The 24,359-nt window shown below is 54.9% G+C and carries 20 protein-coding genes and 1 other RNA gene; 10 read left to right on the top strand and 11 right to left on the bottom strand.

Annotated elements, in window-relative coordinates; genetic code table 11:
* Positions 1 to 18 precede the first annotated feature (18 nt).
* The 5 genes from AC1RKC_RS02800 to ppsR all read right to left on the bottom strand — a co-directional run bounded on the left by AC1RKC_RS02800 (position 19) and on the right by ppsR (position 5,160).
* The gene (locus AC1RKC_RS02800) at positions 19 to 2,061 is read right to left on the bottom strand and encodes a TonB-dependent hemoglobin/transferrin/lactoferrin family receptor (RefSeq protein ID WP_046373704.1); all 2,043 of its coding nucleotides are present in this window, start codon (positions 2,059 to 2,061) and stop codon (positions 19 to 21) included.
* A 93-nt stretch (positions 2,062 to 2,154) separates the two neighbouring features.
* A complete protein-coding gene (gene hemP, locus AC1RKC_RS02795; protein WP_172958947.1) occupies positions 2,155 to 2,346 on the bottom strand; it encodes a hemin uptake protein HemP in 192 nt (63 codons plus the stop codon).
* Between the two features lie 162 nt (positions 2,347 to 2,508).
* On the bottom strand, positions 2,509 to 2,994 hold the full coding sequence (locus AC1RKC_RS02790; RefSeq protein ID WP_020826646.1) for a glutathione peroxidase: 486 nt from the start codon (positions 2,992 to 2,994) through the stop codon (positions 2,509 to 2,511).
* Positions 2,995 to 3,097: 103 nt separating this feature from the next.
* Positions 3,098 to 4,144 (bottom strand): 3-deoxy-7-phosphoheptulonate synthase, encoded by a 1,047-nt coding sequence (locus tag AC1RKC_RS02785; protein WP_046373703.1) that lies wholly within the window; start codon positions 4,142 to 4,144, stop codon positions 3,098 to 3,100.
* Positions 4,145 to 4,338: 194 nt separating this feature from the next.
* Positions 4,339 to 5,160, bottom strand: coding sequence for a posphoenolpyruvate synthetase regulatory kinase/phosphorylase PpsR (ppsR, locus tag AC1RKC_RS02780; protein WP_017892646.1), 822 nt, complete (start codon positions 5,158 to 5,160; stop codon positions 4,339 to 4,341).
* 532 nt (positions 5,161 to 5,692) lie between these two features.
* Here ppsR and ppsA point away from each other — a divergent pair.
* Positions 5,693 to 8,071 carry a phosphoenolpyruvate synthase gene (gene ppsA, locus AC1RKC_RS02775; RefSeq protein WP_020826648.1) on the top strand — a complete coding sequence of 793 codons (2,379 nt, stop codon included), beginning with the start codon at positions 5,693 to 5,695 and terminating at the stop codon, positions 8,069 to 8,071.
* A 112-nt stretch (positions 8,072 to 8,183) separates the two neighbouring features.
* Here the strand turns inward: ppsA and rprA are convergent.
* Positions 8,184 to 8,294, bottom strand: an RNA gene (gene rprA / locus AC1RKC_RS02770) — antisense sRNA RprA.
* A 260-nt stretch (positions 8,295 to 8,554) separates the two neighbouring features.
* Entirely contained in the window at positions 8,555 to 9,655 is a 1,101-nt protein-coding gene (gene ydiK / locus AC1RKC_RS02765; RefSeq protein WP_020826650.1) for an AI-2E family transporter YdiK, read from the bottom strand.
* A 243-nt stretch (positions 9,656 to 9,898) separates the two neighbouring features.
* On the opposite strand from ydiK, the gene ydiJ reads away from it, so the two are divergent.
* Positions 9,899 to 12,955: a D-2-hydroxyglutarate dehydrogenase YdiJ gene (gene ydiJ / locus AC1RKC_RS02760; protein WP_493092146.1), complete on the top strand. Its 3,057-nt coding sequence runs from the start codon at positions 9,899 to 9,901 to the stop codon at positions 12,953 to 12,955.
* The gene (gene menI / locus AC1RKC_RS02755; RefSeq protein ID WP_020826652.1) at positions 12,952 to 13,368 is read left to right on the top strand and encodes a 1,4-dihydroxy-2-naphthoyl-CoA hydrolase; all 417 of its coding nucleotides are present in this window, start codon (positions 12,952 to 12,954) and stop codon (positions 13,366 to 13,368) included. Before ydiJ ends, menI begins: the two co-directional genes overlap by 4 nt.
* 54 nt (positions 13,369 to 13,422) lie before the next feature.
* Here the strand turns inward: menI and AC1RKC_RS02750 are convergent, their stop codons facing one another.
* Complete coding sequence (locus AC1RKC_RS02750; protein ID WP_004943694.1) at positions 13,423 to 13,827, bottom strand: hypothetical protein; 405 nt, start codon at positions 13,825 to 13,827, stop codon at positions 13,423 to 13,425.
* Positions 13,828 to 14,382: 555 nt separating this feature from the next.
* Here AC1RKC_RS02750 and sufA point away from each other — a divergent pair.
* The 7 genes from sufA to AC1RKC_RS02715 all read left to right on the top strand — a co-directional run bounded on the left by sufA (position 14,383) and on the right by AC1RKC_RS02715 (position 21,350).
* A complete protein-coding gene (sufA, locus tag AC1RKC_RS02745; protein ID WP_020826654.1) occupies positions 14,383 to 14,754 on the top strand; it encodes a Fe-S cluster assembly scaffold SufA in 372 nt (123 codons plus the stop codon).
* A gap of 14 nt (positions 14,755 to 14,768) precedes the next feature.
* Positions 14,769 to 16,265, top strand: a complete 1,497-nt coding sequence (gene sufB / locus AC1RKC_RS02740; protein ID WP_041414521.1) for a Fe-S cluster assembly protein SufB — start codon at positions 14,769 to 14,771, stop codon at positions 16,263 to 16,265.
* A gap of 42 nt (positions 16,266 to 16,307) precedes the next feature.
* Entirely contained in the window at positions 16,308 to 17,054 is a 747-nt protein-coding gene (gene sufC / locus AC1RKC_RS02735) for a Fe-S cluster assembly ATPase SufC (RefSeq protein ID WP_020826656.1), read from the top strand.
* The gene (sufD, locus tag AC1RKC_RS02730) at positions 17,029 to 18,321 is read left to right on the top strand and encodes a Fe-S cluster assembly protein SufD (RefSeq protein ID WP_493092147.1); all 1,293 of its coding nucleotides are present in this window, start codon (positions 17,029 to 17,031) and stop codon (positions 18,319 to 18,321) included. Before sufC ends, sufD begins: the two co-directional genes overlap by 26 nt.
* A complete protein-coding gene (gene sufS / locus AC1RKC_RS02725; RefSeq protein WP_020826658.1) occupies positions 18,318 to 19,538 on the top strand; it encodes a cysteine desulfurase SufS in 1,221 nt (406 codons plus the stop codon). The genes sufD and sufS overlap by 4 nt, the downstream gene beginning before the upstream one ends.
* A gap of 93 nt (positions 19,539 to 19,631) precedes the next feature.
* On the top strand, positions 19,632 to 20,045 hold the full coding sequence (gene sufE / locus AC1RKC_RS02720; RefSeq protein ID WP_260628821.1) for a cysteine desulfuration protein SufE: 414 nt from the start codon (positions 19,632 to 19,634) through the stop codon (positions 20,043 to 20,045).
* Between the two features lie 291 nt (positions 20,046 to 20,336).
* A complete protein-coding gene (locus AC1RKC_RS02715) occupies positions 20,337 to 21,350 on the top strand; it encodes a L,D-transpeptidase family protein (protein WP_020826660.1) in 1,014 nt (337 codons plus the stop codon).
* Positions 21,351 to 21,493: 143 nt separating this feature from the next.
* Here AC1RKC_RS02715 and AC1RKC_RS02710 read toward each other — a convergent pair whose 3' ends face one another.
* From AC1RKC_RS02710 to AC1RKC_RS02700, 3 genes are all read right to left on the bottom strand, one after another.
* A complete protein-coding gene (locus tag AC1RKC_RS02710; RefSeq protein WP_004943717.1) occupies positions 21,494 to 21,730 on the bottom strand; it encodes a major outer membrane lipoprotein in 237 nt (78 codons plus the stop codon).
* Between the two features lie 308 nt (positions 21,731 to 22,038).
* A complete protein-coding gene (gene pykF, locus AC1RKC_RS02705) occupies positions 22,039 to 23,451 on the bottom strand; it encodes a pyruvate kinase PykF (protein WP_020826661.1) in 1,413 nt (470 codons plus the stop codon).
* Positions 23,452 to 23,855: 404 nt separating this feature from the next.
* Complete coding sequence (locus AC1RKC_RS02700; RefSeq protein ID WP_392456355.1) at positions 23,856 to 24,161, bottom strand: cupin domain-containing protein; 306 nt, start codon at positions 24,159 to 24,161, stop codon at positions 23,856 to 23,858.
* Between the last annotated feature and the right edge of the window lie 198 nt (positions 24,162 to 24,359).

Genomic DNA, 24,359 nt, shown 5'->3' with positions numbered 1-24,359 from the left:
CCCGCCGGATTCAAAACGTTACCACTGATAGCTGACCAACAGTTTGGCGTTGCGGCCATCCTGCGGAATGCCCTGCGGCGAGTAGTATTCTTTGTCGAAGGCGTTGCCCAGCACCACGGTGGTGGTAACGCCCTGCAGACGATCGCGGCCTTTATAGCTCAGGTAGAAATCATTGACGCCGTAGCCGCCTTGCTCGGCGGTGCCGGTTTTCACATGTGTGGAGCGCTCGGCGAAGGTAGCGACCCAGCCGGTAGACAGGCCGGTTTCACCCAGCGGAACGTCCAACGAACTGGTGACGGTATCCGGGTTGATATCGCTCAGCCATTCACCGCTGTTGCCGTTCAATTCCCCGCTGCGTGACTTATCCTTGCCGCGCGTGCGGTTGTAAGCTAAATCCCAATTAAACCACTGGGTTTGATAGCCCAGTGACGTATCCCAGCCCCAAATTTTAGCGCGTGAGATATTTTGCGACGAAGTCTGGGTCCGTGTGACGTACAGGCTAATGTAGTCCTTGGCGTCGGTATCGAAGTAGCTGGCTTTAAACTGCAGGTTATCCCCGGCCATCAACAGATCGTCAAAGCGCAGGCCGAAACCGTACTCGGCGGTGCTGGTGGTTTCCGGTCTTAGATTCGGGTTGGGTACCCAATAGTTGCCGGGGAAGTGGCGAGAATCATTGTACATTTCACCCATGGTCGGCGCACGAAATGCCTGCGAGTAAGAACCGAACAGCATCAGCCAGTCGGTTGGTGAATAAGTCAGTGCACCACGAGATGACCACTTGTCGGCATCGACGTCGTTGTGGCCCTGGCTGCTACCTTTGTAGTTGTCGTAGCGAGTGCCGGCCAGCAGGGTGACAGGAATATCACGCAGCGTGATTTCGTCCTGCATCCAGCCGGAAGCGAAGTTGATTTTCGCCTGTGGGAAGCTGGTGGTAGCGCCGCCAGGATGTTGTTTTTGCTGATAGCTTTCCGAGCCGTAGGTCAACAGATGCGAAGCAAAGCTGTCGGCAAACAGGCGGGTGCGGTTTTCCAGCTTGGCACCGTGAGTGGTTTGTTTGCGGAATTCGTCCGTGGAAGCCGCATTGTGAGCGTTGATTTTGACCTCAGAGGTATACAGCTTGACGTCGGCGTCCAGCCACTCCTGATCCAGGGGTTTTAATTTATAGCTCAATGCCGCATCGCGCTGGATGGTGGAGCGGTTGGTCATCGGATTTCTGCTGGAGTAATCAGGATCCTGGGGATTTTTCGGTTCACGGGCGCTGTTATTGTAATAGCGCAAATCGCCGCTCAACGACTGGGCATCATCAATCTTCCAGGTTCCTTTGGCCAGCACATTGCTGATGGTCTCGTCGTTGGGCGCGTCAAAACCGTTGCCCTGACGCAAATCGCCAACGTCGCGAGTGCCGAATGACAGCAGGCCGTCGAGGTTGTCGGTCTTGCCATAGGCGCTGGCGCCCATACCCAGGCTGTGATCGCCACTGCCCGCGGTGCCGTAAACCCGGAACCCGGTGTCATGACCTGGCAGCAGCAGATCGGCGGCATCCACGGTTTCATAAGCAATTACGCCGCCCAGTGCGCCACTGCCGTAAAGCAGGGCCGAAGGGCCGCGTACCACTTCAATGCGTTTTACCAGTGCCGGATCCAGGAAGGTGGCGCCAAGATGACCGGTATCGGTGCCTTGACGGATACCGTCTACCAGCGTCAGTACGCCGTTTTTACCGTAGCCGCGCATGAAAACATCTTGGCCATTGGTACGGCCGGTGCCATTGACGGTTATGCCCGGCACGCGGCGCAGCATATCAGCGGCGCTGGTGGCGGTCTGGCTTTCAGGGCTATTGCCTTCGATCACGGTGACCATCATCGGCGCTTCAAAACTGCTGCGTGCATTGCCGGTGGCGGCAACGGTCAGGGTTTCGTCGTTAGCTTTGTCCGTTTTAGCCGACACATCGCTGGAAGAAGAAGCCGTGTGGTTGGTTTGTGCAAAAGTCACCGTCGGCAGAGCGCAGGCAATCGCCAGACTCAATGCGGATAAACGCAGCCGGGTGTAAGGGATCAGAGGCATGTCGCAACTCTCCGTATGTTTTTAACATATCAATAGATTTGCTGGCTGCCTGGATCAATATCGATCGGGGTGGCTGGCGTTGAGGGATGGGTGTTATTTGGTCAGGATCAATTTCCCGGCTTTGGTCTGCCGCAGCTGGTAGCGCTGGCCCTGATGGATGATGATCGCCACGCCGTCTGCATCAAGCAGCTGTGCGCTGTCGTAGCAGGGAGGCGAGGTCAGGCCACTCACCGCGGGGCTTACGGTTTTGGCAGGTAAGTCGTGATTGTGATTATCCATCGTCATGTGTTTATAAAACAGACCGTTAAATAGCAATTAATATCAAAGTGAGAATCATTATCATGTGAACGAAAGGTTACATCAAGGAAAATTTTCTTACCGATGGAACCTTTTTGTAGGAAGGGAAGGTGACAGGGGCTGAAGGGGCTCAGCCCGTCTAAAACAAGGTTATTTCAGCAGGGTTTCAATGCGGTCGAACAGGCGCTCGGGTTTGGTGATCGGTGCGAAGCGTTTCACCCGTTGACCGTCGGCGGTCAGCAGGAATTTGGTGAAGTTCCATTTGATTCGCTGGCTGCCCAATACGCCCGGGGCAAGGCGTTTCAATTCATTGAACAGCGGATGCGCCCCAGGACCATTGACCTCAACCTTGCTGAACAGCGGGAAGCTGACGCCGTAGTTCAGAGTGCAGAAGTTGGCGATCTCCAGGGGATTACCGGGCTCTTGCGAACCGAACTGATTGCAGGGAAAGCCCAGCACCATCAGCCCCCGTTCGCGGTAATACTGCCACAGGTTTTCCAGCCCGCGGTATTGCGGCGTAAAACCGCATTTACTGGCGGTGTTAACCACCAGATAGGCTCGGGCGGGGAAATCCCCCAGCGTTTTGTGTTCCCCTTGCAGGGTGACGCAGGGGATGGATAACAGTGAGTGGATCATGTCGAGGTTCCAAATCCTTTCCAGGGAGACTGCGAGAATTGCTAACAGTATAGATGAGCGGATGACAGGAGAAAAAGCCGGGACGGGCGCCCCGGCTTTGGCATCAGAAGCGGGTATCTACCGCATCGGCCAGCATGGCCAGCAGCTGTTCGCTGTCGGCCCAGCTCAGGCAAGGATCGGTAATTGACTGACCGTAGGTGAGCGGTTGACCGGCCACGATTTTCTGGGTGCCTTCCACCAGGAAGCTTTCCGCCATCACGCCGGTCACGGCAGCAGAACCGGCACGGATTTGCTGGCAAACATTTTCTGCTACTTCCAACTGGCGGCGATGCAGTTTCTGGCAGTTGCCGTGGCTGAAGTCGATCACCAGGTGTTCCGGCAGGTCGAATTCACGCAGGCTGTCGCAAGCGGCAACGATATCGGTAGCATGGTAGTTCGGGGTTTTGCCACCGCGCATGATGATATGACCGTAAGGATTGCCGCTGGTCTGATAGATAGTCATCTGGCCGTGTTTGTCCGGGGACAGGAACATGTGCCCGGCGCGCGCCGCACGAATGGCGTCAATGGCGATGCGGGTATTGCCGTCGGTACCGTTTTTGAAGCCCACCGGGCAGGAGAGCGCCGAGGCCATCTCACGGTGGATCTGGCTTTCGGTGGTCCGTGCGCCAATCGCGCCCCAACTGATCAGGTCGGCGATGTATTGACCGACCACCATATCGAGGAATTCGGTAGCGGTAGGCAGGCCGAGCTGGTTCACTTCCAGCAGCAGCCGACGCGCCATTTCGATCCCACGATTCACCTGGAAGCTGCCATCCAGCGCCGGATCGGAGATCAGGCCTTTCCAGCCCACCACGGTACGCGGTTTTTCAAAATAGGTGCGCATCACGATTTCCAGGCGATCCTGGTAACGTATGCGCAGTTGGTTCAGGCGGCCAGCATAGTCTACGGCGGCGTCGAGATCGTGTATCGAGCATGGGCCGATAACCACCAGCAGGCGGCGATCTTCACCGGTCAGGATTTTTTCAATGCGTTGCCGGGAGGCCGTCACGTTATCCGCGATTTCCGCCGAGATCGGCAACTTCTCCGCCAGTTCTTGCGGCGTGACAAGGCTGTCGATGCGCGCGGTCCGCAGTTCATCTGTTTTGTGCATGATTTTCTCTAAAGACTTTTCTTCGCTGCGGCAGGAGTGCCGGGAAGTGATGGCGATCACAATAACGTAAAAACCGATGAATTCAACCGGAGAAACTGTGTTCTGTTGATCAGAATCGCTAAAAAAAGCACAAAAAACGTCGCCAATGAAGAAATAAGCAGCACGCGGTAGGGGACCGGCCCACCGCGTGAAAACTAGAACATGCGGCGGCTCATGCCCAGAATGTCCAGAATTTTGGTCGAGATCTCCTCTACCGAATAATTGGTGGTATTGAGATAACGGATCTGGTTTTTACGGAACAGCGCTTCCACCTCGGCAAGCTCCATTCGACACTGGCGAATAGAGGCATAACGGCTGTTTTCGCGCCGTTCTTCACGGATAGCGGCTAAACGCTCTGGATCGATAGTCAGGCCGAAAAGCTTGTGCTGAAACGGCTTCAGCGCGGCGGGAAGGTGTAAATTGTCCATATCATCGGCGGTAAACGGATAGTTGGCGGCGCGGATACCGAACTGCATCGCCAGGTACAGGCTGGTGGGGGTTTTGCCACAGCGTGAAACCCCGAGCAAAATCACCTGGGCCTGGTCGAGATTGCGCAGCGAAATGCCGTCATCATGGGCTAACGTGTAGTCAATAGCCGCGATACGCGCATCATATTTACCGAGGTTGCTGGCCGTCAGGCCGTGGGTACGATTAGGGACCGGGGTGGGCTCCACCTCTAACTCGCCCTGCAGCGGGCCGACCAGTGCTTGCACAATATCCTGACAGAACCCTTCACTCTGGGTGATGACTTTGCGCACTTCCGGCGAAATGATCGAGTAAAACACCAGGGGCCGCACGCCGGTATCTCGATAGATATCATTAATCTGCTGACAGACTCCACGGGCGCGCGCCTCGGTTTCGACAAAGGGCAGCGTAAAGGTTGTGGCCTTCACCGGAAATTGAGACAGCACGGCGTGGCCCAAAACCTCGGCGGTGATCGCCGTGCCATCCGAAATATAAAAAACGCTTCTTTCCACCCGAGGCTCCTTACCTGAAACGGTGATGCAGTTATCGCATCTGCTTGCTCTTATCATGGGCTTGAGATGATCGAGCGGTAAAGGGGCGGGCAAAAAAAATGTGATAGTGAGGGCAGAGTCGTTGATTAATTTCGCCGATCAAGGAATAAGCTTTCGTCGGAGCGTTATTGATTGAAATGCTATTTTAAATTTTATGAAAAGCAGGGATTTCTTTTTCTTGAGGAATGGTTCCACAGAACGATGTTATTTTCACCAAAGTCATTAGTGATAGTATGGTTTTTAAAAATCAAGTTTAAAAATTACTTAATTTGTTGAGATTTAAGCTATTAGTGCGACAGGGAACGATTCCATCCTCATTTTTCATTTCAGGAAGTTTTCCTAAAATCCATTTTCTTCGCCGGGTTGATCGATTCACCTTTCCATTTCCTATGGATCATTGTGCTAGTCTGATTCGGCACCGTTTTAGCGGCGCTGAGAAAGCAAGCGAATTAAATCCGTCTATACCCTACTGATAGCAATAAGGATTGTCTCGATGTCCAACAATGGCCCAGACTTGCGTAATGTGCTTTGGTACAACCAGCTCGGCATGCACGACGTTGACCGTGTCGGCGGCAAAAATGCCTCCCTCGGTGAAATGATCACCAATCTTTCCGATTTGGGCGTAGCCGTGCCAAACGGTTTTGCCACCACCGCGCAGGCGTTTAACGATTTCCTCGAGCAAAGCGGTGTTAACCAGCGCATCTATCAGTTACTGGATCAAACTGACGTTGACGACATTGCCCAACTGACCAAGGCGGGTGCGCAAATCCGTCAATGGATCATCGACACGCCGTTCCACGCAGAGTTCGAGCGCGAAATAAACCTGGCTTACCAGCAACTGGCCGACGGCGAGCCGGAAGCCTCTTTTGCCGTGCGTTCTTCCGCCACCGCAGAAGACATGCCGGACGCTTCCTTTGCCGGGCAGCAGGAAACCTTCCTCAACGTGCAGGGCATCGACGCCGTAATGGTGGCGATCAAGCACGTATATGCCTCATTGTTTAACGACCGTGCCATCTCTTACCGCGTGCATCAGGGTTACGATCACCGCGGCGTGGCTTTGTCGGCCGGCGTGCAGCGCATGGTACGTTCTGACCTGGCGTCTTCCGGCGTGATGTTCACCATCGATACCGAATCCGGTTTTGACCAGGTGGTGTTTATCACTTCCGCCTTCGGCCTGGGTGAAATGGTGGTGCAGGGCGCGGTAAACCCTGACGAGTTCTACGTGCATAAACCGACGCTGCTGAAAGGCAAGCCGGCTATCGTGCGTCGTAACCTCGGGTCGAAGAAAATCCGCATGGTGTACGCACCTTCGCAGGATCACGGCAAGCAGGTACAAATTGAAGACGTGCCAGAGCAGCAACGCAATCGTTTCTCTCTGACCGACGAAGAAGTACAGGGCCTGGCGCATCAGGCACTGCTGATCGAAAAACACTACGGCCGTCCGATGGATATCGAATGGGCCAAAGACGGTCATACCGGCAAGCTGCTGATTGTTCAGGCCCGTCCGGAAACCGTGCGTTCCAACGAACAGACGATGGAGCGTTACCAGCTTAACGGCAGCAGCCCGGTGCTGGTGGAAGGGCGCGCCATCGGCCACCGCATTGGCGCAGGCCCGGTAAAAGTCATCCACAACATCAGCGAAATGGACCTGATCGAGCCAGGCGACGTGCTGGTAACGGACATGACCGATCCGGACTGGGAACCGATCATGAAAAAGGCCGCGGCAATCGTCACCAACCGTGGCGGCCGTACCTGCCACGCGGCGATCATCGCGCGCGAGCTCGGCATTCCTGCCGTGGTCGGTTGCGGTAACGCTACCGATCTGCTGAAGGCAGGCCAGAAGGTCACCGTCTCTTGTGCGGAAGGTGATACCGGCTTTGTGTACAGCGATATGCTCGACTTCAGCGTGCAGAGTTCCGAAGTGACCGAGCTGCCGTCACTGCCGCTGAAAATCATGATGAACGTCGGTAACCCCGACCGCGCCTTTGACTTTGCGCGCTTGCCGAACGAAGGCGTGGGCCTGGCCCGGCTGGAATTTATCATCAACCGCATGATTGGCGTACACCCGAGGGCGTTGCTGGAGTTTGATCAACAGACTCCAGAACTGCAGCAGGAAATCAAGGCGCTGATGCAAGGCTACGACCACCCGGTCGAGTTCTATGTGGGCCGCCTGACGGAAGGGATTGCCACGCTGGGGGCGGCATTCTGGCCGAAGCGAGTGATTGTGCGCCTGTCTGACTTCAAATCCAATGAATATGCCAACCTGGTGGGCGGTGAGAAATACGAGCCGCATGAAGAGAACCCGATGTTGGGCTTCCGTGGCGCTGGCCGTTACGTCGCCGACAGCTTCCGCGATTGCTTCGCGATGGAATGCGACGCGGTAAAACGCGTGCGTAATGAAATGGGCCTGACCAACGTCGAAATCATGGTGCCTTTCGTGCGTACCGTAGCGCAGGCGGAAGCGGTGGTCGCCGAATTGGCGCGCCAGGGTCTGAAGCGTGGCGAAAACGGCTTGAAAGTGATCATGATGTGCGAAATTCCGTCCAATGCCCTGTTGGCCGATCAGTTCCTGGAACACTTCGATGGCTTCTCCATCGGCTCCAACGACATGACCCAGCTGACGCTGGGGCTGGATCGCGATTCGGGCGTGGTGTCTGAACTGTTTGACGAGCGTAACGAGGCGGTTAAAGCGCTGCTGTCGATGGCGATTCAAGCGGCTAAACGCCATGGCAAATACGTCGGTATTTGCGGGCAGGGCCCTTCCGATCATGAGGACTTCGCCGAGTGGTTGATGGAGCAGGGCATTGACAGCCTGTCGCTCAACCCGGATACCGTGGTGCAAACCTGGGTCAATCTGTCGAAGAAAAAGTAATTCTTCGACATAAGATTCCGCATTAACTCTAAAGCCGTAGCTCAGGTTACGGCTTTATTATTTCTGAATGTAAATAGAATGGATTTCGCCATTAATCTTGGCCAAAAAAAGAATAAAAAAAAGCCCATCATAGGAGACGGGCAAAGACTACACACAGCAATTCACATGTATGGCATTACATTGTTTGGAAATCTTGCTTTAAATCAGATGTTTGAAGCAATAGATGGCAATAATACTAGATATTTAAACGAAATTAGTCATTAAGAATCATCCTAATCAAGATCCAGGTTCCCATTTATTTTAAACCTTGCTCAATTCTATCTTCAGGCTAAAAAGATGTATTCATGCGGTATGTTTAATTAATGCCCGTTAGCCCGGCATTCAGAGGGACTTTATTAATTATCGCCGCGACGGATTGAAGTAAATGAGAATGGATATGGATAAAGAAAGGATTCTGCCCGGGGAGCCGGGCAGAGATCCGGATTACATCTGTTCCAGGTCTTTGGCGACTTCTTCCAGATCGGTCGTCGGTTCCGGCGCTTCGTTCATCCAGGCGGTGAGCAAGCGATAAGACACCGCCAGCACCACAGGGCCGATAAACAGGCCAATCATGCCGAAAGCCAATAGGCCGCCGATAACACCGGACAAGATCAGCAGCATCGGCAGATCGGCACCCATGCGGATCAGCACCGGCCTCAATACGTTATCCAGCGTAGCCACCACGCAGCTCCAGACCAGCAGCACGGTGCCCCAGGTGGTATCACCGCTCCAGTACAGCCAGATAATGGCTGGCACCAGCACCAACAGCGGCCCCAGTTGCGCGACACAGCAGATAAAGATCAGCACCGTCAGCAGGGTGGCGGCAGGAATGCCAGTCACCGCCAGGCCAATACCGCCCAATACCGATTGTACCAGCGCCGTCACCACCACGCCCAAAGCTACCGCACGGATTGCCTGACCACCCAGCACGACGGCAGCATCGCCTCGTTCGGCGCCCAGACGCGTTGCGAAGTGGCGAATGCCCAGGGCAACCTGTTCACCACGGGCATAGAGCAATACGCTAAACAAAAGCATCAGCGTGCAATGTAACAACAGGCGACCAATATGCGCCGCCTGCGCCACAAACCAGGTGGCGGTTTGGCCGAAGTAGGGTTGCACTTTCGCCACCAGGGCGGTGCCGCCGGCACTCACCAGCGTATGGTAGCTGTTATAAATCTTATCGCCGATCATCGGGATCGATTGCAGCCACGCCAGATCGGGAATATGCAGCTTGCCGGGGGTACTGGCCCAGGCAACCACGGGCGCGCTGTTGTCTACCACGCTGCTGACCAGCAGAGAAATCGGCAGGATGAACAGCAGGATCAACAGTAACGTCATGACCAACACGGCCAGCGAGCGGCGGCCCCAAAGTATTTTTTGCAGCTTGATCAGCAGCGGCCAGGTGGCGATAACCACCATGCCGGCCCAGGCGAAGCCGAGAATGAACGGTTGAATGACCCAAAAACAGGCGACGATCATAATGGCGATAAACAGCACGCCAAAAATAATCCGTGGCAAATCGTATCGGGACTGGGGGATTGTCATGAATGGGTTCTCATCCTGGTAAGTTAATTCCTTTGTTTAGATTAAGCATGGTGCATTTTCGTCACTTTTCATCATGCGCCGCACCTTTTATTGCGCGTCGTCTGACGACCTAATAATGTGCATGCCTTCACTAAACGAGTATGTTAGTTTTTATGCCTAATAAAAAGTAGGGTGGGTCTGAATAAAGGCCTGATTCAGCGTGCATAAGCGCATAAAAAATAGACAGACAGGGTCAAAAAGCGAATGATCCCACAGATTTCTCAGGCACCCGGCCTCGTTCAACGGGTGCTCGACTTTTTGGAAGCCTTAAAGCAAAACGGATTCAATGGCGATATTGCCACCAGTTACGCCGACCGGCTGACGATGGCGACCGACAACAGTATCTATCAGTTGCTGCCCGACGCGGTAGTGTTTCCCCGCTCCACCGCAGACGTGGCGCTGATTGCACGCCTGGCGGCTGAAGAGCGTTTCAGCGCGCTGACCTTCAGCCCCCGCGGCGGCGGAACCGGCACCAACGGACAGTCGCTTAACAGCGGCATCGTGGTGGACATGTCGCGCCACATGAACCGCATTCTGGACATCAACGTCGAGCAGGGGTGGGTCAAGGTGGAGGCTGGGGTGATCAAAGACCAGCTTAACCAGTACCTGCGGCCCTTGGGTTATTTTTTCTCGCCGGAGCTTTCCACCAGTAACCGCGCCACGCTGGGCGGCATGATCAATACCGACGCTTCCGGCCAGGGGTCGCTGGTGTACGGTAAAACCTCCGATCACGTACTGGGCCTGCGGGCGGTTTTGCTGGGCGGCGACATGATCGACACTCGCGCCATGCCGACGCCACTGGCGGAAACGATTGCCTGTGAGGAAACCCTTGAGGGGCAGATTTACCGAACGGTACTCAACAGTTGCCGTGACCAACGCGCGCTGATCCTGGAAAAATTCCCCAAGCTAAACCGCTTCCTGACCGGCTACGATCTGCGGCACGTGTTTAGCGACGATCTGCAAACCTTCGATTTGACGCGTATCCTGACCGGCGCCGAAGGAACTCTGGCCTTTATTACCGAAGCGCGGTTGGACATTACGCCGCTGCCGAAGGTGCGCCGCCTGGTGAACGTTAAATACGACTCCTTTGATTCCGCGCTGCGTAATGCGCCCTTTATGGTTGAAGCCAAGGCGTTGTCGGTAGAAACCATCGATTCCAAGGTGTTGAACCTGGCGCGTGAGGATATCGTCTGGCATTCGGTGAGCGAACTGATCACCAACGTGCCGGATAAAGAGATGCTGGGCCTGAACATCGTCGAATTTGCCGGTGACGACGAGGTCCTGATCGACCAGCAGATGGAGAGTCTGTGCCTGCGATTGGACGAGCTGATCTCCGAGAGGCAGGGCGGCGTGATTGGCTATCAGATCTGTGGTGATTTAGTGGGCATCGAGCGCATTTATAACATGCGCAAAAAGGCGGTCGGGTTATTGGGTAACGCCAAAGGGCGGGCCAAACCGATTCCCTTTGCCGAAGACACCTGCGTGCCGCCTCAGCATCTGGCCGATTACATCGTCGAATTCCGTCAGTTGCTGGACAGCCACAACCTCAGCTACGGCATGTTCGGTCACGTCGATGCCGGCGTGCTGCATGTGCGTCCCGCGCTGGACATGTGCGATCCCCAGCAGGAAGTGCTGATGAAACAGCTCTCCGATCGGGTGGTGGCACTGACCGCCAAATACGGCGGCTTGCTGTGGGGTGAACACGGTAAAGGTTTCCGCGCCGAATACAGCCCGGAGTTTTTCGGCGAGCAGCTGTATCTGGAACTGCGTCGCATCAAAGCCGCATTCGATCCGAACAACCGCCTCAACCCTGGCAAAATTTGCTCGCCGCTGGGCGTCGATGCGCCAATGATGAAAGTGGACGCCGTCAAGCGCGGTACCCTCGATCGCCGCATTCCTGTCGAGGTACGTACTTCATTCCGGGGGGCGATGGAATGTAACGGCAACGGTCTGTGCTTCAACTTTGACGTGCGTAGCCCGATGTGCCCGTCGATGAAAATCACCGGCAATCGTATCCATTCGCCAAAAGGCCGGGCCGCGCTGGTGCGTGAATGGCTGCGTCTGTTGTCCGAGCAGGGCGTCGATCCCGTGGCGTTGGAAAAACAGCTGCCACAGCAGCGGCTCAGTTTCCGAACGCTGATCGAGAAAACCCGTAACAGCTGGTACGCCGGCAAAGGCGAATATGATTTCTCGCACGAGGTGAAAGAGGCGATGTCCGGCTGTCTGGCCTGCAAAGCCTGTTCTACCCAATGCCCGATCAAGATTGACGTGCCGGGCTTCCGTTCGCGTTTCCTGCAGCTTTACCACACGCGTTATCTGCGGCCGGCGCGTGACTATATGGTAGCCGGGGTAGAGAGCTATACGCCGCTGATGGCGAAAGCGCCTAAGGTGTTCAACTTCTTCTTCCGTCAGCCCTGGGTGCGTGAGCTAAGCCGCAATACTGTCGGCATGGTTGATTTGCCGATGCTCTCCAGCCCGACGCTGCGTCAACAGCTTTCCGGCCATGGTGCCACGACCATGACGCTGGAACAGCTGGAAGCGCTGAATGCCGAACAGCGTGAGCAGCACGTTTTGATCGTGCAGGATCCCTTCACCAGCTATTACGATGCCAAAGTGGTGGCGGACTTTGTACGGCTGGTGGAAAAGCTCGGCTACCGGCCGGTGCTGCTGCCGTTTTCTCCGAATGGCAAGGCCCAACATATCAAAGGATTCCTGACGCGCTTTGCTCGTACTGCGCGCAAAACCGCCGACTTCCTCAATCGGGTGGCAAAACTCGGCATGCCGCTGGTGGGGGTCGATCCGGCGCTGGTGCTGTGTTATCGCGATGAATATAACGAGATCCTGGGGGAAACCCGCGGGGACTTCCAGGTGCAACTGGTGCACGAATGGTTGCAGCAACTGCTGGCCGAGCGGGCTGAACAGCCTGCTACCGGTGAGGCCTGGTATCTGTTCGGTCACTGTACTGAAACCACCGCCTTACCGGCCAGCGGTCAGCACTGGACGTCGATCTTTGCTCGCTTCGGCGCCAGGCTGGAAAATGTCAGCGTAGGCTGCTGCGGCATGGCGGGTACTTACGGGCATGAAGTGAAGAACCTGCAGAATTCGCTCGGCATTTATGAGCTATCATGGCACCAGGCATTGCAACGTTTGCCGCGGCAACGTTGTCTGGCGACCGGTTACTCCTGTCGCAGCCAGGTCAAACGCATTGAGGGTAACGGTGTACGGCACCCATTACAGGCACTTCTGGAGATGATTGAGTGAAACTGTGGAAACGAGAAACGACGCTGGAACAATTAAACCAGGCCGGTGAAGGCTGTATGGTCAGCCATGTGGGGATCCAGTTTACTCGGATGGAAGAGGATTACCTTGAGGCTACCATGCCTGTGGACCACCGTACGCGGCAGCCGTTTGGTTTGTTGCACGGTGGGGCCTCGGTGGTGCTGGCGGAGTCAATGGGATCGATGGCTGGTTACCTGTGCAGCGAGGGCGATCAGAAAGTAGTAGGGTTGGAGATCAATGCCAACCACCTGCGAGCGGTGTTTGAAGGCCAGGTACGCGGGGTTTGTCGCGCACTGCATGTTGGCCGCCGGCATCAGGTGTGGCAGATTGAAATCTTCGATTCTCGCGACCGCCTTTGCTGCACTTCGCGTTTAACCACCGCAGTGATCGATTAAGTTTCCTTCCCCCGCAGGCATTCCGGCCTGCGGGTTTCTTGTCAGTCGGCGGGGTTACAGCTGAAACGGCACCCGCTTGACGAAGTCCTTCTGGAAGGCGTTGGCTTTCTCCCAGGTGCCTTCCATCGCGTATTTCTGGCAGATCAGGGTCAGGGTATGGCGGGCAAAATGGTAGCTCTGAACCCGAAACAGCTGGCAGCGCTGCGGATTGTTGATTTCCACGATCAGCCGATTATGCAGCTTGCTCAACGCGTGCAGATAGCTTTCATCATCGCCGTTTTCCAGGCACAGATTGGCCATATTGAGGCTGACGTTGTTGTAGCGTTTCAGGTGGTTGATATTGCACTCCGGCCGCCTGAGAGACGCTTCTGCCATGTAGAAATCTACCGTGGCGTCACGCACGCTGAACTTATAGTCATCAATTTTGCCCAGCAGCCACGCATTCATCGAGATATTCATTTGCCCGCGCTCAATTTGTAATTGAATGATAATCATTATCATATTTACTGGCGCGTTTACGATCAATCATTCTGTTGAAATTTTTATCGCGGCAGGGGGATGCATTGAGCGCGTGGCGACCCAATATGGTCAGTAACGACTAAACTTTAATCATAGAGCGTGCGAATTGTCTGCCTGCAGTGAAGCGCGAAAGAGTGGGAAAAGTCCCTTATTGTCGATAAACGCATTTTTAAGACAGACAAAATTCAGAAATAGGTATTTTCTATGAATGTTTAAAGCAAAATAAAAACCCGGATCTGTAAAGCGTTCGAGCCAATAGGCAAGCGCGAAGGTAGTACAGGATGTGCTGTAAATTCATAGGGATAAATTGATCCCCTTGCCGACCTGCAGCGATTGTGTCGCTGACTGTCCCGCGCGCTTGCCGCATGCCGAAACGAAAATCCGGGTTTTTGGCGGATACCCCCGCAAAACAAACGGTTGAAGTGATAATTGTTATCACTAACATAGTAGCAACCCAGATTGGCTGTGGAAAAACACGAGTGTGAGGTAGGCCATATGCAAACGGAAAATGTCGGCACCTTTTCTCTGGACGAAAATGTCTGGCAAGGCATTTTGCTCAGTGATAATGCCGTACAACAAATTACTAAATTAATGCAGCAGGATCCGCAGGTGAAGGGGCTGCAGCTCGGAGTGAAGCAGTCAGGCTGCGCCGGGTTTGCCTATGTGCTGGATCTCACCCGTGAACCCGCTGACGACGACCTGCTGTTTGAGCGCGATGGCGCCAAACTGTATGTGCCGTTAAAAGCCATGCCGTTTATCGATGGCACCACGGTGGATTTTGTCCGTGAAGGGCTGAATCAGATATTCAAATTTAATAACCCTAAAGCTCAGCATGCCTGCGGGTGCGGCGAGAGTTTTGGCGTTTGAGCGATGCAATCAACATGACACGAAGCAATGTAGAAATGCCTAATGAAGTGCAGGCTTGGGTCAGCGAAGGTCGCTATAAAGAAGGCTTTTTTACCCAACTGGCTACCGACGAGTTAGCGAAAGGCATCAACGAAGACGTGGTGCGCGCCATCTCGGCCAAGCGTAACGAACCTGAGTGGATGCTGGAGTTCCGCCTGGAGGCTTACCGTGCCTGGCTGCAAATGGAAGAGCCACACTGGCTGAAAGCCAACTATGACCGGCTGAATTACCAGGACTACAGCTATTATTCGGCGCCATCCTGCGGCAGTTGTGATGACGCCTGTGGCTCGCAGCCCGGCGCAGAACAGCAACCCGGCGCGGTCACGGACAACAATTACCTGACCAGCGAGGTTGAACTGGCGTTTAACCAGCTCGGCGTGCCGGTGCGAGAAGGCAGTGAAGTGGCGGTGGACGCGATCTTTGACTCCGTCTCGGTCTCCACCACCTATCGCGAGAAGTTGGCCGAGAGCGGGGTGATTTTCTGTTCTTTCGGCGAGGCGATCCATGAATACCCGGATCTGGTACGCAAATACCTCGGCCGCGTCGTACCCTCAAACGACAACTTCTTCGCCGCCCTGAACGCCGCGGTGGCCTCTGACGGTACCTTCGTCTATGTGCCGAAGGGCGTACGCTGCCCCATGGAACTGTCGACCTATTTCCGTATTAACGCCGCTAAAACCGGGCAGTTCGAACGCACCATCCTGATCGCCGACGAAGGCAGTTATGTCAGCTACATCGAAGGCTGCTCTGCTCCGGTACGCGACAGCTATCAACTGCATGCGGCGGTGGTGGAAGTGATCCTGCACAAAGACGCCGAAGTGAAATACTCGACCGTACAGAACTGGTTCTCCGGCGGTGACAGCAAGGGCGGGATCCTGAACTTTGTCACCAAGCGCGCACTGTGCGAAGGTGCCGGGTCGAAAATGTCCTGGACCCAGTCGGAAACCGGCTCGGCCATCACCTGGAAATACCCGAGCGTGATCCTGCAGGGCGACAACTCTATCGGTGAGTTCTTCTCTGTGGCGCTGACCAGCGGCCATCAGCAGGCGGACACCGGCACCAAAATGATCCACATCGGCAAGAACACCCGTTCGACCATCATCGCCAAAGGCATCTCTGCCGGGCACAGCGAGAACACCTATCGCGGCCTGGTGAAGATCCTGCCGGGGGCGGAAAACGCCCGTAATTTTACCCAGTGCGACTCGATGCTGATCGGGCCGGACAGTGGCGCCCATACGTTCCCTTATGTTGAGGCGCGTAACAACAGCGCGCAGCTGGAGCATGAAGCCACCACCTCAAAAATTGGCGATGACCAACTGTTCTACTGCCTGCAACGTGGCATCAGTGAAGACAATGCCATTTCGATGATCGTCAACGGATTCTGTAAGGACGTGTTCTCTGAGCTGCCGCTGGAGTTCGCCGTCGAGGCGCAGAAGTTATTGGCCATCAGCCTGGAACACAGCGTGGGCTAACCGCCGGATTTACAGCGCGAAAGCGCGACCTAAGGACACTGCATGTTAAGTATCAAGAATTTAAAAGTCAGCGCGGAAGGCAACGAGATCCTCAAGGGTCTGGACCTGGAGATCAAACCCGGTGAAGTGCATGCCATCATGGGGCCGAACGGCTCGGGCAAAAGCACGCTTTCAGCGACCCTCGCAGGGCGCGAAGAGTATGAAGTCACTGAGGGCGAAGTGACCTTTAAAGGTAAGGACCTGCTCGAGTTGGATCCGGAAGACCGTGCCGGCGAAGGCGTGTTTCTGGCGTTCCAGTATCCGGTGGAAATTCCCGGCGTCAGCAACCATTTCTTCCTGCAGACGTCCGTGAATGCGGTGCGAAAATACCGCCAGCAGGAGGCGCTCGATCGCTTCGATTTCGCTGATTTTATCGAAGAGAAGATTGAACTGCTGAACATGCCGCCCGATCTGCTGACCCGTTCGGTCAACGTCGGTTTCTCCGGTGGGGAGAAAAAGCGTAATGATATTCTGCAGATGGCGGCGTTGGAGCCGGATCTGTGCATTCTGGATGAAACCGACTCCGGTTTGGATATCGATGCGCTGAAGATCGTCGCCAACGGCGTTAACTCGCTGCGCGACGGCAAGCGCTCGTTCATTATCGTCACGCACTACCAGCGTATTCTGGATTACATCAAACCGGATTACGTTCATGTTCTTTCCCAGGGGCGCATCGTCAAATCCGGCGACTTCTCCCTGGTGAAACAGTTGGAGGAGCAGGGCTATGGCTGGCTTACCGACGAACAATAACTCACGCGCGCTGCAGCAGCTTTACAGCCTGTTCGAAGAGCGCGGCGGCGAGCATTCCGCGCATGCGCTGGCGCACTGGCAGCAGGCTTTACGCCTGGGCTGGCCGACCCGCAAGCATGAGAACTGGAAATACACGCCGCTGGAAGGCCTGCTGGAGCAGCAGTTCCTGGAGCCGCCTGTAGAGCAGGTGACCACGGCTCAGGTGGATGCATTGGCGTTGGCTATCGATGCATATCGGTTAGTGTTTATCGACGGCCGTTTCAGTGCGGCGCTGAGCGATGGCGAACTGGGCGATTATCAGTTTGATGTGGCCTCCTACGGCACGCCGCAGGCGCTGCCTGAGCCCATTCAGCCTGAAATTTTTCTGCACCTGACCGAAAGCCTGGCGCAGGAAACCAGCATTATCCGCGTGGCGGCCGGTAAAAGCGCGTCACGCCCTTTGTACCTGTTGCATATCAGCAGCGGACGCGGTGCTGCAGGCGAAGTGAACACCGTGCATCACCGTCATCATCTTGAGATTGGGCGCAGCGCCCAGGCCGAAGTGATTGAGCACTACGTCAGTTTGAACGATGCCGCGCATTTCACCGGCGCACGCCTGACCGCCAATGTGGCTGACAATGCCCAACTGCATCACTGCAAACTGGCGTTTGAAAGCCAGGCAAGTTACCACTTTGCCCATAACGATTTGGTGATTGGCCGCGACGCGCAGGTGAAAAGTGACAGCTTCCTGCTCGGTGCGGGCCTGACGCGCCACAACACCAGCGCGCAGCTTAACGGTGAAGGATCTAATTTGGCGATCAACAGCCTGGTGCTGCCGGTCGGCAAAGAGGTGTGCGATACCCGAACTTACCTGGAACACAACAAGGGTTACTGCGAAAGCCGTCAATTGCATAAAGTGGTGGTTAGCGACCGCGCCAAGGCCGTGTTCAATGGCATGATCAAAGTGGCCAAGCACGCGATAAAAACCGATGGGCAGATGACCAACCACAATCTGCTGTTGGGCAAAGTAGCTGAGGTCGATACCAAACCGCAGTTGGAAATCTATGCCGATGACGTGAAGTGTAGCCATGGCGCCACCGTCGGGCGTATCGATGAAGAGCAGCTGTTCTATCTGCAATCACGGGGCATCGACAAGCACGCTGCGCAGCAGATGATTATTTTTGCCTTTGCCGCTGAGCTGACTGAGGGGATCGGTAACGAAACCATTCGTGAATCGGTGCTGGCGCGCATTGCACGGCGCTTGCCGGAGCCGGGGGAGGCCGCATGAGTTTTCCCATCGAACGGGTGCGCGGCGATTTCCCGATCCTGTCGCGTGAGGTCAACGGCCAGCCTCTGGCTTACCTCGACAGCGCGGCCAGTGCGCAAAAGCCGCAGGCGGTAATCGATCGCGAGCTGGATTTTTATCGTCACGGTTATGCGGCGGTGCATCGCGGCATCCACACCATGAGCGCCGAGGCGACTCAGGAAATGGAAGCGGTGCGTGAAAAGGTGGCGGCGTTTATCAATGCCGGCTCGGCGGAAGAGATCGTATTCGTTAAAGGCACCACCGAAGGCATCAATCTGGTGGCCAACAGCTTCGGTCGCCACTTCCTGCAGCCCGGTGACAGCATCATCATCACCGAGATGGAGCACCATGCCAACATCGTGCCCTGGCAGATGCTGGCGCAAGAGCGTGGACTGAACCTGCGCGTCTGGCCGCTACAGCAAGATGGTACGTTGGATGTGGCGCAGCTGCCTGGATTGATCGATGCCACCACCAAACTGCTGGCGTTGACTCAGGTTTCCAACGTGTTGGGCACGGTCAATCCGGTGCAGGAAATTACGGCGCAGGCCAAAGCTGCCGGTCTGAAGGTGCTGATTGACGGTGCGCAGGCGGTCATGCACCAACGGGTTGATGTGCAAGCGCTAGATTGTGATTTCTACGTGTTCTCCGGTCACAAGCTGTATGGGCCTTCCGGTATCGGCGTTCTCTACGGTCGTCAGGCGCTGTTGCAGCAAATGCCACCGTGGGAAGGGGGCGGCTCAATGATTCAGCAGGTGAGCCTGACTCTCGGCACCACCTATGCCGAGCCACCGTGGCGTTTTGAAGCCGGTTCCCCCAATACTGCAGGCATGATGGGACTGGGGGCGGCGATTGACTACGTGAACGCGCTGGGGCTGGAGGCGATTGCTGATTATGAGCATTCGCTGATGCATTATGCGCTCGAAGCGCTGCAGCAGGTACCGACGCTGAAGATCTATGGTCCGGCGGATCGTGCAGGGGTGATCGCCTTTAATCTGGGCGAACACCATGCCTATGACGTCGGCAGCTTCCTGGATCAGTACGGCATCGCTATTCGCACCGGGCATCATTGCGCGATGCCGCTGATGGCGTTCTATAATGTGCCGAGCATGTGCCGCGCCTCGTTGGCGTTGTACAACACCCGCGAAGAAGTTGACCGGCTGGTGGCCGGGTTGCAACGCATTCAAAAACTGCTGGGATAGGGTAGACTGTCGGGCTTGGCGCTATTGGCTGAGCGCCGGTGGCCAGTGACATGGGGTCGGCATGCCGGCCCCTGAATTATTGAAAGGAACCTCATGGCGAACTTGCCGGATAAAGAAAAGTTGGTGCGTAATTTTTCCCGTTGCCTGAACTGGGAAGACAAGTACCTGTATGTCATCGAACTGGGCGCGAAGCTGCCGGCGCTTGACGATAGCGAACGTCAGGCGGGCAATCTGATTTCCGGTTGTCAGAGCCAGGTGTGGATTGTGATACGGCTCGATGAACAAGGGCAGGTCGAGTTTCACGGGGATAGCGACGCGGCTATCGTCAAAGGGCTGCTGGCGGTGGTGTTTATTCTTTATCACCAAATGACGCCGCAGCAGATTGTCGAGCTGGACGTGCGGCCGTTTTTCGCCGAACTGGCGTTGAGTCAGCACCTGACGCCTTCCCGTTCTCAGGGGCTGGAAGCCATGATCCGCGCAATCCGCAGTCAGGCCGCCAAACTCTGATATTCCTAAGGCTCATTGATAAGGCGCTTATATTTGCTATGTCAATGAGTCTTTACAAAACCCGCCCAACCCTGCCATTCACCCCGCAAATCAGTGACATATCAGCAGCTTATCCCTTGACGTTATACTGACAAATGGAGAAAGCGATTACGTTATAACATGTTGATTTTTAGAGGACTTATTGCCTTTGACGTCAGCATTGCTAGTATTAATCAGGTCTTGTCTGATTTACCGGTCACCAAGTGCCAGATAGCCTTGTGGCCGAACCGTAATAAGCATATAGGGATGATAATGAAACGTGCGTTGAGTTTAATGGGCATGCTATTTGCCACCGTACTGACCGGAACACAAGCCGCCAGCGCGAGCGAATACCCGCTGCCGCCGCCGGACAGCCGTCTGATTGGCGAGAACACCACCTATACCGTACCGAACGATGGGCGTCCGCTGGAGGCGATTGCTGCCGACTATAAAATTGGTCTGCTGGGCATGCTTGAGGCCAACCCGGGTACCGATCCCTTCCTGCCCAAGCCGGGTTCGGTGTTGACCATCCCGACCCAAATGCTGTTGCCGGACACCAAGCGTGAGGGGATTGTCGTCAACCTGGCCGAACTGCGTCTGTATTACTACCCGAAAGGCGAGAACAAGGTCATCGTTTATCCTATCGGTATCGGCCAGACCGGGATGCACACTCCGCTGCAGGTGACCTCCGTAAGCCAAAAAATCCCGAACCCGACCTGGACGCCGACCGCCAATATCCGCAAGCGCTATCTGGAGAAAGGCGTGAAGCTGCCGGGCGTGGTGCCGGCCGGTCCTGAAAACCCAATGGGCCTGTTCGCTATGCGTCTGGCTATGGGGCACGGTGAGTATCTGATCCACGGCACCAACGCCAACTTCGGTATCGGCATGCGCGTCAGCTCTGGCTGTATCCGTCTGCGCCCAACCGATATAGAGGCGTTGTTCAACATGGTACCGCGCGGTACCCGTGTTCAGGTCATTAACGATCCGGTGAAAATTTCGGTTGAACCGGACGGTAAACGTTACGTAGAAGTGCATCAACCGCTGTCGAGAGTTGAAAGCGACGATCCGCAGACCATGCCGATTACGTTGTCCAAAGCCGAGAAGGCTTTTGTCGGCGATGCACAGACCGATAAGGCCGTGTTCGATAGCGCGGTTGTACGCCGCTCTGGCATGCCGGTGCTGGTTAACGTGGGGCAGAACCCCTCTGACGTCAGTTTAACGCCTGTAGCCTCGCAGGAAGCGAATAAGGGCCCGTTCAAGGGTGCACCTATCAGTTCGGTGAATTAAAAAGTAGCCGTAGCGGTCAATACCGATGGGTTCAGCGTGCTGAGCCCTTTTTTTTCGCCTAAAGACGGAAGGGAGGAAATGCGGAAATGACAGGCAAAAAAAACGGCGCACAATGTGCGCCGTTTTCAATAACCGAAGCTATCTTACTTTTTGTAAGCGTGAGCTTGGTTGTCCAGGCGCTGGTTAGCACGTGCTGCGTCGTCTTTAGCTGCTTGAACGTCAGAACGGATTGCGTTCACGTCGTTGCTCAGCTGGTCAACTTTAGCGTTCAGAGTCTGAACGTCAGAAGACAGTTGATCGATTTTAGCATTGCTAGAGCAGCCTGCCAGCAGAGTGGAACCCAGGATTACCGCGCCCAGTACCAGTTTAGTACGATTCATTATAACACCCTCTAGATTGAGTTAATCTCCATGTAGCGTTACAAGTATTACACAAACTTTTTTCGAAAGAGAATAATTTTTTTGTATTGGAGTGCTTTATTTTGATCGTTCGCTCAAACTTACAGCTTCTTTTGAAAAATAGTTAAAAAATGTAGGGAAAACAGCTGGATTCCATGGGACAACTCCGATTTATAATTAGCTAAATAATGAGCAATCCACGGTTGCGTTTTTGAGAAAACAGTTTACCAGTGCTAAAAAAAACGCCGCTAAGCGGCGTTTTCATCAAAATAATTATGTCACGTTTTATATTAAAGCACGTGAACCGAGGCAGTATTGGTTGTGCCGCTCGGAACCAGAGCACCGGAAACCATCACCACAACGTCGCCTTTTTGTGCCAGACCACTGGCCAGCGCCGCTTCTTTACCGATGCGATAGAAGTCGTCGGTAGAGGCGATTTCCTTGACCATCTGTGGGATCACGCCTTTGCTCAGAATCAGCTGATGCGCGGTGACTTCATTGGTGGTCAGCGCCAGGATCACGGCGTTAGGGAAATATTTACGCACGGATTTGGCTGATTTGCCGCCGCTGGTGGCAACCACGATCAGTGGCGCATCCAGTTTCTCTGCGGTTTCAACGGCGCCACGGCATACGGCTTCGGTGATGCGGAGCTTGCGGTTGTCATTCAGGCTGTCGATACGGCTTGGCATCACGCGGTCAGTGCGCTCACAGATGGTCGCCATGATGGTAACGGCTTCAAGCGGGTACTTACCCTTGGCGCTTTCGCCTGACAGCATCACTGCGTCGGTACCGTCCAGAATGGCGTTGGCAACGTCGCCGGCTTCTGCGCGGGTAGGGCGTGGGTTCTTGATCATGGAATCGAGCATTTGGGTGGCGGTGATCACCACTTTACGTGCGCGGTTACATTTTTCGATCATCATCTTCTGCGCGAAGATCACTTCTTCTACCGGGATTTCTACGCCCAGATCGCCACGAGCGACCATGATGCCGTCAGAAGCTTCGAGGATTTCGTCGAAGTTGTTCAGGCCTTCCTGGTTTTCGATTTTGGAGATGATCTGGATCTGCTCGCCGCCGTGGGCTTTCAGGTGCTCACGAATTTCCAGCACGTCGGAACGCTTACGGATAAAGGAAGCGGCAACAAAGTCCACACCCTGTTCGCAGCCGAAGATCAGGTCGCGCTTGTCTTTTTCAGCCAATGCAGGCAACTGGATGGAAACGCCCGGCAGGTTAACGCCTTTGTTTTCGCCCAGGTCACCGCTGTTAAGCACCTTACAAACCACTTCGTTTTCGGTCACGTTGGTGACTTCCATGCCGATCAGGCCGTCGTCCACCAGTACGGTGTTGCCGATTTTCAGATCTGCGCTAAAGCCGGCGTAGGTTACTGCAACGCGTTCGTTGTTGCCGATAACGCTCTGATCGGTGGTGAAAGTAAAGGTCTGTCCGGCAACCAGAGAGGCATCTTTACCGCCTTCCAGTTTCATGGTGCGGATTTCCGGGCCTTTGGTATCCAACAGGATACCGGCGTTCTGACCGGTTTTCGCCATCACGGCGCGCATGTTCTTGATGCGGTTGCCGTGCTCTTCGTAATCGCCGTGGGAGAAGTTAAGGCGCATTACGTTCATGCCGGCGTTCAGCAGGTTGGTCAGCATTTCTTCCGATTCGGTTTTTGGACCGATGGTACAAACAATTTTGGTCTTTTTCATGACGGAGTTTTCTACAAGTTGTGATGGATAATAAAACGAATAAAACCAGCGGTCAGGCCACTGATAAGGGATTTGAGTCGTGCCTGGTGGTGCAAAACATAGTTAAGGATAGGTGACCGGAGTCGAAATGGGGCGGAAAAATTCAGCCCGCGCCGGGATGCGGGGATGCTGCGCAACGTGATGAGATGAAAATGTGTTGTTATTGCGTTTTCGCAGATCAAGGGCTGAAACCATTCAACTGAAAGACGTTGCGCATTATAAAGGCTAAGCGGCGGGAAACAAAATAAAAAACCGGTGCTAACGCTCGGATCCGGCAAATCAGCAGCAAATGTGGCGCAAATGCAAACTGACAGCTGCGGTTTGTTGCGCAAATAACCTTAGTGTAAACATGCCATTGACGGATTTCAGCCGGATACGATAATTTCCAGCAGCGTACCGGCCGACAGGCAGAAGCAGCCGCTGGCAATGTTAGTGGGGATGGCGATAGTTTCACCGGCCACGATCACCTGGGTATCATTGCCGACGGTGAATTCAAACTCACCGGACACCACCCGCGTCTGCAGAGCGTAAGCCCGCTTTTGCAGTTGGCCGAAGGTTCCTGCGTCGAACTTCACTTCCGTGGCGCTGGTGCCGTCGCTCATTACCCCTTGCCTGCGGGTAAGGCCGGTGTCCAGTTTTTCAAACGCAGTCTCTGCGGTAAATTTCAGCATGGGATCTGTCCTGATAGGGTATTGACCTTGATGATACCTGATGTGGTTTGCGGTAGCAGGAGCAAAGTTTTTAAAGCTTGAGGAACTGTCGGGTCTATAGGGTGGAGCTGCGGATATTATGATTTGGTGCGTCCGAGTGGACTCGAACCACCGACCCCCACCATGTCAAGGTGGTGCTCTAACCAACTGAGCTACGGA

The organism is Serratia sp. GW822-FHT06E05 (assembly GCF_058799445.1).
This window is presented reverse-complemented; position numbering and strand designations above follow the sequence as displayed.